The sequence below is a fragment of the Ruegeria sp. N8 genome (assembly GCF_056531325.1).
Window position 1 is genome coordinate 673795 of the sequence record NZ_JBQFLQ010000002.1, and the last position, 13073, is coordinate 686867.

General features: G+C 59.2%; 11 protein-coding genes. 3 read left to right on the forward strand and 8 right to left on the reverse strand.

Going from position 1 to position 13073, the window contains the following annotated elements; genetic code table 11:
- Positions 1-34: 34 nt before the first annotated feature.
- A complete protein-coding gene (locus ACR0C5_RS07465) occupies positions 35-496 on the forward strand; it encodes an Lrp/AsnC family transcriptional regulator (protein WP_170788153.1) in 462 nt (153 codons plus the stop codon).
- Between the two features lie 5 nt (positions 497-501).
- Here ACR0C5_RS07465 and ACR0C5_RS07470 read toward each other — a convergent pair whose 3' ends face one another.
- The 4 genes from ACR0C5_RS07470 to ACR0C5_RS07485 form a co-directional block, all read right to left on the reverse strand.
- Positions 502-990 carry a hypothetical protein gene (locus ACR0C5_RS07470; RefSeq protein ID WP_480875660.1) on the reverse strand — a complete coding sequence of 163 codons (489 nt, stop codon included), beginning with the start codon at positions 988-990 and terminating at the stop codon, positions 502-504.
- Positions 991-1136: 146 nt separating this feature from the next.
- Positions 1137-1757: a 30S ribosomal protein S4 gene (rpsD, locus tag ACR0C5_RS07475; RefSeq protein WP_170325974.1), complete on the reverse strand. Its 621-nt coding sequence runs from the start codon at positions 1755-1757 to the stop codon at positions 1137-1139.
- Between the two features lie 200 nt (positions 1758-1957).
- The gene (locus tag ACR0C5_RS07480; RefSeq protein WP_480875663.1) at positions 1958-2452 is read right to left on the reverse strand and encodes a hypothetical protein; all 495 of its coding nucleotides are present in this window, start codon (positions 2450-2452) and stop codon (positions 1958-1960) included.
- Between the two features lie 179 nt (positions 2453-2631).
- Complete coding sequence (locus ACR0C5_RS07485; protein WP_480857125.1) at positions 2632-4914, reverse strand: adenosylcobalamin-dependent ribonucleoside-diphosphate reductase; 2283 nt, start codon at positions 4912-4914, stop codon at positions 2632-2634.
- Between the two features lie 129 nt (positions 4915-5043).
- On the opposite strand from ACR0C5_RS07485, the gene ACR0C5_RS07490 reads away from it, so the two are divergent.
- Positions 5044-5475 carry a DUF1489 family protein gene (locus tag ACR0C5_RS07490; RefSeq protein WP_480503317.1) on the forward strand — a complete coding sequence of 144 codons (432 nt, stop codon included), beginning with the start codon at positions 5044-5046 and terminating at the stop codon, positions 5473-5475.
- Here the strand turns inward: ACR0C5_RS07490 and hisG are convergent.
- From hisG to hisS, 3 genes are read right to left on the reverse strand one after another with little or no spacing between them, the layout of a single operon-like run.
- Positions 5472-6161: an ATP phosphoribosyltransferase gene (gene hisG, locus ACR0C5_RS07495; protein WP_170753491.1), complete on the reverse strand. Its 690-nt coding sequence runs from the start codon at positions 6159-6161 to the stop codon at positions 5472-5474. The two genes, ACR0C5_RS07490 and hisG, sit on opposite strands and share 4 nt — an antisense overlap.
- Complete coding sequence (locus ACR0C5_RS07500; RefSeq protein ID WP_480503320.1) at positions 6158-7246, reverse strand: ATP phosphoribosyltransferase regulatory subunit; 1089 nt, start codon at positions 7244-7246, stop codon at positions 6158-6160. The genes hisG and ACR0C5_RS07500 overlap by 4 nt, the downstream gene beginning before the upstream one ends.
- 3 nt (positions 7247-7249) lie before the next feature.
- Positions 7250-8737 carry a histidine--tRNA ligase gene (hisS, locus tag ACR0C5_RS07505; RefSeq protein WP_480875668.1) on the reverse strand — a complete coding sequence of 496 codons (1488 nt, stop codon included), beginning with the start codon at positions 8735-8737 and terminating at the stop codon, positions 7250-7252.
- 124 nt (positions 8738-8861) lie between these two features.
- Between hisS and ACR0C5_RS07510 the strand changes: the two genes are divergently transcribed.
- The gene (locus tag ACR0C5_RS07510) at positions 8862-9056 is read left to right on the forward strand and encodes a SlyX family protein (protein WP_170352274.1); all 195 of its coding nucleotides are present in this window, start codon (positions 8862-8864) and stop codon (positions 9054-9056) included.
- Between the two features lie 209 nt (positions 9057-9265).
- On the opposite strand, the gene dnaE is transcribed toward ACR0C5_RS07510, so the two are convergent.
- Positions 9266-12766, reverse strand: coding sequence for a DNA polymerase III subunit alpha (gene dnaE, locus ACR0C5_RS07515; RefSeq protein WP_480875671.1), 3501 nt, complete (start codon positions 12764-12766; stop codon positions 9266-9268).
- Positions 12767-13073 lie beyond the last annotated feature (307 nt).

The following is a 13073-nucleotide window of genomic DNA, read 5'->3' on the forward strand; positions in this document are numbered from 1 at the left end:
TAGTTTTTCCATTTTTTGTGTCATATGATCTGATATGACCGAAAGAATAGATCAGATTGATCAAGGCATACTGCGCGAACTGCAAAAAGACGCGACCCTGTCACAGCGAGAACTGGCGGATCGGGTCGGCCTGTCTCAGAATGCGTGCTGGCGTAGGCTGAAGGCGCTGAACGAAAGCGGCGTCGTCACCGGGTCGACCGCCAAGATCGCGCGCGAGAAACTGGGCCTCAGCCTTGTGGTATTTGTGATGCTACGAACCCGGCATCACTCGGCCGAGTGGCTGCAGGCGTTTCGCCGCCATGTACTGACCATCCCCGAGGTTGTGGATTTTCACCGGATCGGGGGCGATTATGACTATCAGCTCAAGGTCGTGACGCAGGACATGGCATCCTATGACAAGGTGTACCAACGCCTGATCGAAAAGGTCGAACTGGACAGCGTCACGTCCTATTTCGCTATGGAAGCGATCGCCGAGGGGCGACCGCTGCCGATCTGACTGGATCACTCACCAACAATCAGCTGCAAATCCCCGTCTCCGGTCACAAAACCGGTCACGAAGAAATTGCGATTTCCGGACGAAACCCAAGCCCGCGTCGATTCACCCGGGATCGCAGGGGTATAGGCCAACCGTGTGTTCGACGCGAAGGCACGCGCCAACCGGTTGATATCGCCAACCGTCGGCACCGGCCGGGTCGTGCCATATCCACGCACGATAACCTCACAGGACCGATCTCTGGTACTGCCCCCAAGGAATTCCATCCCCCGCTCAAGTCTCGGCTCATTGGCATTGAACCCGGCACGAACCCGCGATTCTTCGAATGTCGGGGCGGTCTCGATACATCCATGTTGAAAACTTTGCAGGATGCTGGTCAAAAGCGGGTCCTCGGACCGCAGCCCACTTGATGTCAGCGGTCTGGTGGCGTCGGAGCAACCGACAAGTAGAACGGCCAGCCCTGCTGCGGTCAGGATTTTCTGAAAACGTGCTGTCATAGCGGTCTCAAATTCTCTGTGTTGTCTTATATGCGCTTGGTCACGGGCCAAAATGTTGGAATTTCAGCGCGATGGCAACAGAACTGTGTAAACGAAAAAACCGCGCCGGATGGCGCGGTTTTCGAAACTTTCCAGATCGGCGAAGATTAGTTCTTCGCGTAGAATTCGACGACCAGGTTCGGCTCCATCATGACCGGGTAAGGCACATCGCTCAGGCCCGGTGCGCGCACGAAGGTTGCGGTCATTTTCGAGTGGTCGGCGTCGATATAGTCAGGCACATCACGCTCGGCCAGCGCAACTGCTTCCAGTACAACGGCCAGTTGCTTGGACTTGTCGCGTACTTCGATCACGTCGCCTTCTTTGACGCGGTAGCTGGGGATGTTCACTCGCTTTCCGTTCACTTTGACGTGGCCGTGGTTCACGAACTGACGTGCAGCAAACACGGTTGGCACGAACTTGGCGCGGTAAACAACAGCGTCCAGACGACGCTCCAGCAGACCGATCAGGTTTTCACCGGTGTCGCCTTTGACACGCTCGGCTTCGGCGTAGATGCGGCGGAACTGCTTCTCGGTCAGGTCGCCATAGTAGCCTTTCAGCTTCTGCTTGGCGCGCAGTTGCAGACCGAAATCCGACAGTTTGCCCTTGCGGCGTTGACCGTGCTGGCCTGGGCCGTATTCACGACGGTTGATCGGGGATTTCGGACGACCCCAGATGTTTTCGCCCATCCGGCGGTCGATTTTGTACTTGGCAGACGTGCGTTTCGTCACGGCTGATCTCCTTCTTTATGTTCGAAGGCGCTGCACTGCTACAAGAGTAGGCGCCTACTATGAAGGGCGTTGTCCTCTTGGGGTTTCCCCCATGACAGGCATCCCCTTGCGGGGGCCACCAACACCAATGAAGCCGCGCTTATATCTGCAGTTCCGTCAGAGTCAACAGGTCCTGAAAAAATCCGGTCCGTTGAAACGGATCAATCCACCAACGGTCCCGCATTCGCCGCAGGCAGGCGCGGCACTGCGTGAAGATTAGGGTCCATGCGTGGACGAGTCGGGAACGAGACCACCGTATTCGCGTGGCCGGCCGATTCGCCGCCAGCCTGACGGATTTCGACAAACTCATCGACCCAAAAGTCCTGTTCGCGTGCAGGACATCCTTCTTCGAATACCAAAAGAGGTTCAGCCTGCGTCGCCGAAACATATAACAGGGCCGAGAATTGCTGTGCCCCGTTGGTCAGGATAACAACACCCTGCGCACCGTTGCCCAATTCGTCTTCCGAGATGAAATGATGCAGAACATTCAGCGGTACCTCTCGGCCGTGCGGCAAAGAACCGTCCACAAATGCGGCATGCCCGCGCCAGGACCACGCAGCCCCAACATTCAAAAAAGACAGAGGCGCCGCCTCAAGCCCATCCAGTTCCGTCTGTTTCCATAAAATGGCTATACGACCGTTTTGCCCGGCTCTCATTATACCCGCCCGCACCTTTCAACGTATCACTGCTTACGCAGGCGTTCTTATCAGGGCAAATTCTGGCAGAAAAGAGACGTTAACATATCGTTCATAAAAATGTTGCTAAAGAGATTCAGCTTCTGGCTTCTGGCGGGAAACGATCCCGCCAGCGCCACAGCAATTGTCTGCGATCTGCGTCAGCCGCACTTAGAATGACCGCAGCTTCGGCAGGTCATGCAGCCCTCGATCATCGCCATATCGAACTGACCACAGGATGGGCAGGCTTTGCCGCGGGGTGCGTCCATATTGACCACCTGCGCCTGCGGGTCGGATTTCAGACCCATTCCTTCGCCTTCAAGAAAGCCGATATTGACCATATGCTGCTCGATCACGCCGCCAATCGCGGCCAGGATCGATGGGATGTATTTCCCCTGCACCCAGGCCCCGCCACGCGGATCGAACACGGCCTTTAGTTCTTCAACGACAAAGGACACATCCCCGCCCCGTCGAAATACGGCAGAAATCATGCGGGTCAGCGCCAGCGTCCAGGCGTAGTGCTCCATGTTCTTTGAATTGATGAACACCTCGAACGGACGACGGCGGCCACCAATGACGATATCGTTGATGGTCAGATAAATCGCGTGTTCACTGTCGGGCCATTTCAACTTGTAGGTCGACCCCTCCAGCGATTGCGGACGGTCCAGCGGTTCGGACATATAGACAACCTCACCGCCATCCACCTGATGCGGGGCATCCGCGCTTTCGCCGGGGGCTTTGTCGGCGCTTTCGGACACTGTCAGGACCGAGCCGGTCACGTCATTCGGGCGATAGGTCGTGCAGCCTTTGCAGCCCTGATCCCAGGCCTGCATGTAAACGTCCTTGAAGGCGTCAAAGCTGATATCTTCGGGACAGTTGATCGTCTTGGAAATCGAACTGTCGATCCATTTCTGCGCGGCGGCCTGCATCTTGACGTGATCAGACGGGGAAAGCGTCTGCGCGTTCACGAAATAGTCTGGCAAGGCAACATCGCCGAACTTGTCGCGCCACATCTGCACGGCATAGTCCACGACTTCTTCCTCGGTGCGCGAGCCATCCTTCTGCAGCACTTTGCGCGTGTAGGCGTAGGCAAAGACCGGCTCGATCCCCGACGACACGTTCCCTGCATAGAGCGAAATCGTCCCAGTCGGCGCGATCGAGGTCAGCAGGGCGTTGCGGATACCATGTTCGCGGATCGCGTCACGCACGTCATCATCCATTTGCTGCATGTTGCCGCTGGCCAAGTATTTCTCGGCGTCAAACAATGGGAAAGCGCCCTTCTCCTTCGCCAAATCGACCGAGGCCAGATAGGCGGCGCGGGCGATCGCGTGCAACCAGCGTTCGGTTTGACGCGCCGCTTCGTCGGACCCATAGCGCAAACCCAACATCAAAAGCGCATCGGCCAACCCGGTCACGCCCAGCCCAATCCGGCGCTTGTCTTGTGCTTCGGCTTCCTGCTCCGCCAGCGGGAATTTCGACGCGTCTACTACGTTGTCCATCATGCGCACAGCGGTCGCGACCAATTCTTGCAAAGCGGCCTCATCCAGGCGCGCCGCGTCCTCGAACGGATCTGTCACCAACCGCGCCAAGTTGATCGAGCCCAAAAGGCACGCACCATAGGGTGGCAAGGGTTGCTCGCCGCAGGGGTTGGTCGCGGCGATGGTTTCCACATAGCTGAGGTTGTTGGCCTCATTGATGCGGTCAATGAAGATTACTCCAGGCTCGGCGTAATCATAGGTGGCCTGCATGATCTTGTTCCACAGATCACGCGCCTGAACGGTATGATAGACCTTGCCGTCGAACTGCAACTCCCACGGACCATCGGCCTTGACGGCCTCCATGAACGGATCCGTCACCAGGACCGACATGTTGAACATGCGCAGGCGGGCCGGGTCAGATTTCGCGGTGATGAACTGTTCGATATCAGGGTGATCGCAGCGCATGGTCGCCATCATCGCCCCACGGCGCGAGCCCGCAGACATGATCGTGCGGCACATCGCGTCCCACACATCCATGAAGGAAAGCGGGCCAGAAGCATCCGCAGCCACGCCTTTCACATCGGCCCCACGTGGACGGATGGTCGAGAAATCATACCCGATCCCGCCACCCTGCTGCATGGTCAGCGCGGCTTCTTTCAGCATGTCGAAGATACCGCCCATGCTGTCGGGCACGGTGCCCATGACGAAACAGTTGAACAGGGTCACCTGACGCGCCGTACCTGCACCCGCAGTGATGCGACCAGCGGGCAGATATTTGAAGTCTTCCAACGCCTCATAGAACTTATCTTCCCAATGGGCCGCGTCATCCTCGACCCGCGCCAGATCACGGGCGATGCGCCGCCAGCTGTCCTCGACCGTCTGGTCGATGGGCGTGCCATCCGCTTCTTTAAAGCGGTATTTCATGTCCCAGATCTGCTCGGCGATGGGGGCGGCAAAGCGGCTCATTGGTGATTCCCTGTTTTGAAAGAGGTATCCAGATTACCGCAATTCACATCCAAACCACAACACCTTGATGACGTCGCATTGCGAGCTACAATATAAAGGTGGGCCTTGGGACGACTCTGTGGGAAAGCTGTGGATAAGTACGTAAACCTCATCAAACTGTCCGTCGGATCGGAAAGCGTTGATACGCTGATGGCGTGGCAGGACAGTCGCAGACCGCTTTACGCGGACGGCTGCCCGCGCCATGTCACCCGCATGTGGCCCAAGCGCGAGGCTGAGATTTTGAATGGCGGATCAATCTATTGGGTGATCAAGGGCGTAATCCAATGCCGTCAGCGCATCCTGCGTCTGGATGAGGTGCGCGGCGAAGACGGCATTCGCCGCTGCGCCATCGTTCTGGACCCGCAGGTCCATCGCACCCAGACCGCGCTCAAACGCCCATTCCAAGGCTGGCGCTATCTCAAAACCGAGGACACCCCTGCCGACCTGCCGGAAGGGCGAGAACAGGACGATGCCTTGCCCGACGATCTGAATCGCGCGCTTGCCGAGATCGGCGTGCTTTAACGCAGGCGATCCAGCAATGCGTTCAGTGTGGCCTTTGTCTCGGGGTCACATTTCGCCACCCGACTACGCCACAGGGTCGCCTGCGATTGCAGGATCAGCCCGTCGGTCAGGATTTTGAGGTGGTTCGCCCGCAGCGTCTCGCCGGTAGACGTGATATCGGCAATCGCCTCGGCGGTCTCATTCATCACCGTGCCCTCGGTCGCGCCCTGGCTATCGACCAGAGTGTAATCGGCAACTCCCGCATCGGTCAGGAACTCGCGCACCAACCGGTGGTATTTGGTGGCAATCCGTAGCCGATGCCCGTGGGTCTTGCGAAACGCTGCTGCAGCCGCGTCCAGATCATCCAGCGTGTCTACATCAACCCAGCAAGCAGGTGTCGCGATGATCAGGTCGGCCTTGCCAAACCCAAGCTGCGAGATCTCCTCGACCTGTTGTTCCCAGCGGGGCAGTTTCTCATGCACCAGATCAATGCCGGTGACGCCCAGATGAATGCGCCCGGCGGCCAGTTCGCGCGGGATTTCCCCGGCAGACAGCAGGATCAGAGAGACCCCGTCGATGCCCTCGACCTTGCCAGCATATTCCCGATCCGATCCGCTACGCGACAGGGTGATGCCGCGCTTTTCGAACCAACCAAAGGTCTTGTCCATCAAACGGCCCTTCGAGGGCACGCCCAGTTTCAGGCTCATTGCGCGTCCTCCTCGATCTCCAGCATCAGGTCGGGGCGGATGACACCGCCCACCGCCGGAATTTCGGCCCCGTTCCCCAACTGCCGCGTCAGCGCGTCATAGCGCCCGCCAGTGGCGATGGGGGGTAGATCGGGGCGACCCTCAGCGTAGAAGCCAAAGACAAACCCGTCATAATATTCCATCGAGGTGCGGCCATAGGCGGCCTCGAAGTCCAGACGTTCCACATCCACGCCACGCGCCTGTAGCGAGGCAATCCGCGCCTCAAGCCGGTCCAGCGCCGGAGTGATCTGCGGCAGATCCACCGCCACGTCGCGCAGCTGTTCCAACGCAAAGGGCATGGTCTCACGCACGTTCAGCAGGGTTTCCAGCCCAACCAGTTCGTTGTCGGAGATAGGCGGTGTGTCGCGATCTTCGCGCAAGGCAGCGATCCGCGCTTCGATCTCGGAGGCACGGCGCTTGCTGATCATCGGGATGTCCGTATCCAGCGGATTTTCTGCATCCAACAGGCTGTCGCGCCCTTCAGGTCCCGGTTTGCGACCGGCAAAGCGGTCCAGCAGCACCCGGAATCGACGAGGCCGCCACAAGTGCCGCATCAGCGCCGCCTTGCGCCGGTCTGTGGTCTTAAGGCCCTCGACAGCGGCAGTCAGGATGCCGATATCCCCGGTCGCCGCGCGCAAAGGCAGCCCTCGCAATTGCAACGCGAGCAGCGAGAAGACTTCTGCATCCGCGCCTGCGGGATCATTGCGGTCGAATACTTCGTATCCGACCTGAATGTATTCATTCGAGCGATCCGGGTCATGTTCTTGCCGACGGAAGACCTCGCCGGAATAGGTATAGCGCGCGGGCTCGGCCCCGTCGGACATATGCATCTGCACCACGGGCAGGGTGAAATCCGGGCGCAGCATCTGCTCGCCCCGCAGCGCGTCCGAGGTCACGTAGGCGCGCGCGCGAATATCCTCGCCATAAAGGTCCAGCAGCGTGTCGGCCGGTTGCAGCAGCGGAGGGTCCACGACCTGTGCGCCTGCGGCCTCGAACCTCACGCGCATCATGGCAGCGCGGGCTTTTATCTGGGAACGGTTCGGCATGGGTCAGTCCTGACTGTCCAGAATTTCACGCACCTTGGCGACCAGATCGCCACGCGGCACTTCGAACTGGCTGGGGCGTTCTTTCCATTCCTCAAGCGTGGCGCTTTCGGCGATCTTGGCCCCAAGGATCAGGTCTTTGATCTGCACGATCCCATTTACTTTTTCATCGCCCCCCTCGATCACTGCGATGGGAGAGTTCCGCTTGTCTGCGTATTTCAGCTGATTGCCAAAGTTCTTGGGGTTACCCAGATAGACCTCGGCCCGGATACCTGCATTACGCAGCTCGGCCACCATCGCCTGATAGTCGGCCATACGGTCGCGATCCATCACGGTCACAACCACGGGGCCTGTGGCTTGCGCCGCGATCCGGCCCTTTTCGCGCAGGGCGGCCAGCAGCCGGTCGACACCGATAGACACGCCGGTCGCAGGCACTTCCTGCCCTGTGAACCGCTTGACCAGGTCGTCATAACGCCCACCGCCCGAGACCGAACCGAACTGCCGCTTACGGCCTTTCTCGTCGAAAATCTCAAAGGTCAACTCGGCCTCATAAACCGGTCCGGTATAGTACCCGAGGCCCCGTACGACCGACGGGTCAATCTCGATCCGGTCCGAGCCATAGCCGCCCGCATCGAGCAGAGCGCCGATATGTTCCAATTCGGCAATCCCGTCCGCGCCGATCTTGCTGTCGCCCACGGCAGCACGCAGGTTGGCCAGTGTTCCTGCGGTATCCGCAGCCTTCGAGGTCAGGAAGGCAATTACCGGCTCGGCCTGATCGTCGCTCAGCCCCACACCGTCGATAAACGCGCCCGAGGCATCCAGTCGGCCCTTGGTCAGCAGCTCGCGCACACCGGCTTCACCTACTTTGTCGAACTTGTCGATGGTGCGCAGAACATTGTCGCGGGCGGCTACGTCTTCGCCCAGCCCCATCGCCTCAAGCACTCCGTTCAGGACCTTGCGGTTATTCACCCGCACCAGATAGTCGCCGCGCGGGATACCGACGGTTTCCAACGTATCCGACAGCATCGCGCAAATCTCGGCGTCGGCGGCCATCGAGGCCGTGCCCACCGTATCCGCATCGCATTGATAAAACTGACGATACCGCCCCGGCCCGGGCTTTTCATTGCGCCAGACCGGACCCATCGCATAGCGGCGATAGGGCGTCGGCAGGTCGTTGCGGTGCTGCGCATAAACACGGGCCAGCGGCGCGGTCAGGTCATAGCGCAGGGCCATCCAGTCACCGTTGCCGTCTTCGTCAAACTCCTGCCACGCAAATACGCCCTCATTCGGGCGATCCACGTCGGGCAGGAACTTGCCCAGCGCCTCGACGGTTTCCACAGCGCTGCTTTCCAGCGCATCAAACCCGTAGCGATGATAGACATCCGCAATCGCCCGCAGCATCTCGGTGCGCTGCGAGACTTCCTGGCCGAAATAGTCGCGGAACCCTTTCGGCGTGACGGCCTTGGGGCGGGGCTGTTTCTTGGGCTTGGCCATGTGGGGCGTCCTTGCGGTTCATGTTCCGCGCGCGGTCTATCCCATGGCCCGCATCGGGGCAAGGCGCGCTTTCGCTGGTCATGACCCGCCCGTGCCGCTATGACCACGCTCAAAGGAGACCCCCATGCAGCATCTGGAAGAGCAGATCGCCCACCTGACCCGCACGGTCGAAGAGTTGAACACAGTCGTTACAACCCAACAGAGCGAGATCGACCGCCTGACCCGGCGCGTCGAGATGCTGTTGCAGCGCGAGGCTGAGCGGGCGCAGGAAGGTTCCGGCGGGGTTGTGTTCGGCGACGAACGCCCACCGCATTATTAAGGGCTGAAACCTTAGCGCTCGTTTCACCGCAAGACCTGCTACGCCGGCGTAGTAATTTTGTCAGCGGTTAGGCAGCAACTGGTGCCAGCATTGTCACCCCCGAGATCGCGGCCCATCCGTGTCCAAGAGAGGATATGGTCGTATAAAGCTTTCTATTCGCATGAAGCCCAGCGCGTTCAACACAACTGTGTGGCAACATCGGGTTGGGCTCAAAACTCCTCGACCGACATCACGCCTTCCAGCGATTTGATAGCACCCTTGATCTGCGGGTTGATCGGGAAACTCTGGCCCAGGTCCATCTCGACCTCGCCCGGCAATCCGGGGGCCATCAGCAGCAATTGAATCGGCCCGCGTGCGGCGTTCTTGGCAGCACCTGCAGCATCTTCCAGAACTTTGGCGACTGTAGGCAAGGCTTGTTCCTCATCCACAAAGATGCGCAGGCCGGTAGCACCCGCTTCGGCCACGACTGTATCTACCGGACCGACCGAGCGGCCCAGCAGCTTCAACTGGTCGGCCTCCATCGTTGCCTCGGCGGTCAGAACCACCTGCGCGCCGGTTTCCAGATACTCGCGCGATTTCTCCAGCGTTTCCGAAAACAGCGTGACCTCATACGCGCCGCTGGGGTCTGAAAGCTGCGCAAAGGCAAACCGGTTGCCGCGCGCCGATTTCCGTTCCTGCCGACCGGCAACAACGCCGGCCATCTTGGCGATGAACGGACCCGAGCGCGCCTTTTCCGTCACCTCATCCAGCGTCATCACCTGTTTACGTTTCAGCGCGGGCATATAGTCGTCCAGCGGATGGCCCGAGAGGTAGAACCCGATGGCCTTGAATTCCTCGCTCAGCCGTTCGGCGGGCAACCAATCGGGCGTGGGCGACAGGCGCGGTTCAGGCAGATCATCCCCCGCCTCACCAAAGAGCGACACCTGGTTCGAGTTCTTTTGTTCGTGGATAGCCGCCGAATACTGCACAAGCGGATCAAGGCTTTCGAACACGCGGCGGCGGTTCTTATCCAACTGATCAAACGCACCCGCCCGCGCCATCATCTCCAGCGGGCGTTTACCGACCTTCTTCAGATCAACCCGGCGGGCTAAATCGAACAGGTTCACAAAGGGCTTTTCCGCGCGACCATCGACCACCAGGTTCATCGCCTCAACGCCCACGTTTTTCAAGGCGCCCAGCGCATAGACAAGCTCTCCGTTCACCACATCGAAGGTAGCTTGAGATCGGTTCACGCAAGGGGGCACATAGGGCAACTCAAGCCCTTTGCGGACCTCTTCGAAGTAAACGGCTAATTTGTCGGTCAGGTGGATATCGCAATTCATGACACCCGCCATGAACTCTACCGGGTGGTTCGCCTTCAGCCAGCCGGTCTGGTAGCTGACCACCGCATAAGCCGCAGCGTGGGATTTGTTGAAGCCGTAGTTGGCAAACTTGTCCAACAGGTTCCAGACCTCGGTCGCTTTGGTCTCATCGACATCATTTTCGGCAGCCCCTTTGAGGAACTTGGGCCGCTCAGCATCCATCGCCTCCTGAATCTTCTTACCCATCGCGCGGCGCAACAGGTCTGCGCCGCCAAGGCTGTAACCGGCCATTTCCTGCGCGATCTGCATCACCTGTTCCTGATAGACGATGATGCCCTGCGTCTCGTCCAGGATGTGGTCGATGGACGGGTGCAGCTTGTCCCGCTTACTGAGCCCGTTCTTAACCTCGCAGAACTTGGGAATGTTCTCCATCGGACCCGGACGGTATAGCGCCACAAGGGCAATAATATCCTCGATACAGTCCGGCTTCATCCGCTTGAGCGCATCCATCATGCCCGAGGATTCCACCTGAAACACCGCAACCGTTTTGGCCGCCGAATAAAGCTTGTACGTCGCCTCATCATCCAGCGGGATGGCGTTGATCTCATTCACCGCGCCTTCGGCGGGTTCATACAACTCGGTGCCATCGGGTGCGATATGAAGTTCGCGCCCGGATTTGAAGATCAAATCCATCGCGTTCTGGATCACAGTCAAAGTCTTCAGACCTAGAAAGTCGAACTTGACCAGCCCGGCCTGTTCCACCCATTTCATGTTGAACTGGGTCGCGGGCATATCGGACCTAGGGTCCTGATAGATCGGCACCAGCGCATCCAGAGGTCGATCACCGATCACCACCCCCGCCGCGTGGGTCGAGGCATTCCGCAACAGCCCCTCAACCTGCTGGCCATAGGTCAGAAGCCGGTCCACAACCTCTTCGCTGCGTGCCTCTTCGCGAAGGCGGGGTTCGTCTTTCAGGGCCTTTTCGATGGAGACAGGCTTGACCCCCTCCACCGGGATCATCTTGGACAGGCGGTCCACCTGCCCATAGGGCATCTGCAACACCCGCCCAATATCGCGCACGGCGGCCTTCGACAACAGAGCACCAAAGGTGATGATCTGCCCCACCTTGTCGCGCCCGTATTTCTGCTGAACGTAACGGATCACCTCTTCCCGACGATCCATGCAGAAGTCGATATCAAAGTCCGGCATCGAGACCCGCTCGGGGTTCAGGAACCGCTCAAACAGCAGCGAATAGCGCAGCGGGTCAAGGTCGGTGATCGTCAGCGCATAGGCCACGAGCGAGCCCGCACCAGACCCCCGCCCCGGCCCCACCGGAATGTCGTGATCCTTGGCCCATTGGATAAAGTCGGCAACGATCAGGAAATAGCCGGGAAAGCCCATGCCCTCGATGATGCCGAGTTCGAAATCCAGCCGTTCCTGGTATTCCTCGGGCGTCACCGCATGCGGGATCACCGTCAGACGTTTCTGCAAGCCCTCATTGGCGATACGCCGCAGCTCGGCGACCTCATCATCGGCAAATTTCGGCAGGATCGGATCTCGGCGATACGCCATGAAAGCGCACCGGCGCGCGATCTCGACGGTATTCTCAATCGCTTCAGGCAAGTCGGCAAACAGCGTCACCATTTCCTGCTGCGACTTGAAATAATGCTGCGCGGTCAGGCGGCGGCGACCGTCCTGTTGGTCGACATACGCGCCCTCGGCGATACAGATCAGCGCATCATGCGCCTCATACATGTCGGTGGTCGGGAAATAGACATCATTGGTGGCGACCAGAGGCAGATTCTTGGCATAGGCCATCTCGACATGCCCACGTTCGGTTAGACGCTCTGCCTCGGGCTGGCCCCCTTCGCCCGGATGGCGCTGCAATTCGATATACAGGCGGTCCGGGAACATCCCAGCCAGGCGATCCACCAGAGCCTCCGCCGACGGACGCTGGCCTTGCTGCAACAGCATCCCCACGGGCCCATCCGGCCCGCCGGTCAGACAGATCAACCCGTCCGAGCGCTCGGCCAATTCGTCCAACGTGACCTGCGGCAACTGTCCGCCCTTGTCCACATAGAGGCAGGAACTCAGCTTCATCAGGTTCTCATACCCCGCCTCGGACTGCGCCAGCAGCACCAGCGGCGCAGGAGCTTTGGGCTTCTCGCCTGGCTGCGGCTGCACATAGGTCAGATCAACCTGACACCCCATGATCGGCTGCACCCCAGCGCCGCTGGCAGTCACGGAAAACTCCAAAGCCGAGAACATAGAATTGGTGTCCGTCACCGCAACAGCGGGCATCTCCATATTCTCGCACAAAGCGGGCAGCTTCTTCAGCCGCACAGCGCCTTCCAGTAGAGAATATTCGGTGTGAACACGTAGGTGAATGAATCGAGGAATACTGCTCATACCCGCTACGCTATCCCAGCCAGCGACGCGGCAAAAGCAGGAACCGCCGCTTTGAGATGCCTAAAAAATCAACACCTATTATTCGGATTTTTCAGAAGGTGCTTCGGCCGCAATTGGACCCGATCTGCAAAAAGCGCTTTATTTACAGGCAACTGATGTCTAGACAACGGCGAAAATCGCAGATCGTTCAGGTCCAATGGTGCATCACATAATCAGTTTTTCTTGCCAGATAAGGCGCGCTGTTTCTAACATCTGACGGCAAGCACTCTGCCCGCCCCTTTTTCTACGTCGCATCGAAGGAGGGCAC